1 protein-coding gene, 2 tRNA genes and 1 rRNA gene are annotated in these 1,921 nt (G+C 45.9%); 3 read left to right on the plus strand and 1 reads right to left on the minus strand.

Features of this window, described 5'->3' with window-relative positions:
• Positions 1–111: 111 nt before the first annotated feature.
• Positions 112–459, minus strand: a complete 348-nt coding sequence (locus H1S01_RS19985) for a hypothetical protein (protein ID WP_155477464.1) — start codon at positions 457–459, stop codon at positions 112–114.
• A 212-nt stretch (positions 460–671) separates the two neighbouring features.
• Between H1S01_RS19985 and H1S01_RS19990 the strand changes: the two genes are divergently transcribed.
• From H1S01_RS19990 to H1S01_RS20000, 3 genes are all read left to right on the plus strand, one after another.
• Positions 672–747: transfer RNA gene (locus H1S01_RS19990), tRNA-Thr, on the plus strand.
• Between the two features lie 47 nt (positions 748–794).
• A tRNA-Gly gene (locus tag H1S01_RS19995) sits at positions 795–869 on the plus strand.
• 710 nt (positions 870–1,579) lie between these two features.
• Positions 1,580–1,921 (plus strand): 16S ribosomal RNA (locus tag H1S01_RS20000); the annotation flags it as partial.

Raw genomic sequence — 1,921 nt, forward strand, 5'->3', positions numbered from 1 at the left:
CATAATCCTTTAAATTGCAAAAAATTCCATTAGGCCAAAATTCTTTTTTTACTTACGGTAGGGGTGTTGAAAACGCGCTTCAGAAAACAAGGGCTTTATAGGTCTTATGCTTTACGCTAAGGCCAATACCAACTGTTGCGGCTGAATTCGTTCGTAATCATTCATAATAGACATTCCAGTTGCCTGTAGAAGGGTTTCCCATTCTGAATTTAAGCTGATCATACGAATCACCGGTGAAGAAATTTCTAATTGGGGAGAAGAAGGTGTGCCTCCGATAGTAATATGAAGGATATCTGTTCGATTCATTATTTTTTCATGAGTAGCGAACAACTTATGTAACGCAATGATCCTCTTAATCAGTTCTCGAACCCGATGTGCGGTAAAATCGGACAACCAATCACTTATGTGTTTGTTGTACAAATCGGTATCTTTTCGAAATGACACTTCAGCGACAAGCATATTCCGAAACTCCCTTCAAATGAATTAGGTGTTTTCAGTATATCTGCTTGTACAAAGACCGTCATCGGGTGTAAAATCGCTTTATTTGTCGATAAAAGACGTATTCCCTTAATTGAGCTCATTATCCGTAATATGGTGCCGGAGGGCTGAAGTTCATATTGATATTGGCCATAGCTCTTGATAAAATACAATTCCGTTTGCTCCGCCATAACGCCGACGTAGCTCAATTGGTAGAGCAACTGACTTGTAATCAGTAGGTTGCGGGTTCAAGTCCTGTCGTCGGCTCCATTGGTTCATATATTGTGGGTTTTAAGGCTTAAAATTGATTGGCCAGCGCGGAAGTAGCTCAGTGGTAGAGCATCGCCTTGCCAAGGCGAGGGTCGCGAGTTCGAATCTCGTCTTCCGCTCCACGTGGTATTCATTTTCGCCTTCCACATAAATAGACAGATCGAAGACAATGGAGCAGGTGCTAGAAAGGACCGTGGCATCCCTTCTGCCGGTTCAATTCCGGACCATTGAATAAATCCTGCAAAAAATCGCTGAAAAATGGTTAAAGTCAGGATTCCCCCTTTCTTTGTCTTAGGAGAAATTCTCTAGACACTGATAAGGGGTTTTTTTACACTCATAACACGACGATACCGCTGTAGCTCAGTAGGCAGAGCGTATCCTTGGTAAGGGGCACCGGTTCAAACCCGGTCAGTGGCTCCAGGAGCGAGAGTGGCGGGACTGGCAGAGGGGCGTGTGAGCAAACCGTGAGGGTTCAAATCCCTCCTTTCGCACCAGAAGTTACCGGTTGAAAAGGTAGGCCGGTAGTGATAGTCTATAACTCCTGTCGCGGACAGGACGTATCCATCAGGGTAAATATACAAGTCGGTTAGAAACCGTGTGTGCCTTTTTCAAAGCAAAACGAATGAAATGCCTAAAAATACCAGTTGAAATCAGGAATACAAAATGATATTATAATCTTCCGCCCGACAAACGGGCAAGAAAAACTTGGGTCCTTGAAAATCGAACAGTTGTAAGCAAAGCGTGCGAAACTAAGTCAATTCGCCCTGCGTAAGCAGGACGGACAATGATTTCAATTAATAAGAGCTTGACTCAAGCTTTATCTACAACATTTTTTGTGGAGAGTTTGATCCTGGCTCAGGACGAACGCTGGCGGCATGCCTAACACATGCAAGTCGAACGGAGCACGGATACTTCGGTGGAAGTGCTTAGTGGCGGACGGGTGAGTAACGCGTGGATAACCTGCCTGAGAGTGGGGGATAACAGCCCGAAAGGGCTGCTAATACCGCATAACGTTGTCTGGGGACATCCCCGGACAACCAAAGGAGCAATCCGCTCTTGGATGGGTCCGCGTCCGATTAGCTAGTTGGTGAGGTAATAGCTCACCAAGGCGACGATCGGTAGCCGGCCTGAGAGGGTGAACGGCCACACTGGGACTGAGACACGGCCCAGACTC

This window comes from Heliobacterium chlorum (assembly GCF_014502795.1).
Lineage (GTDB): Bacteria > Bacillota > Desulfitobacteriia > Heliobacteriales > Heliobacteriaceae > Heliobacterium > Heliobacterium chlorum.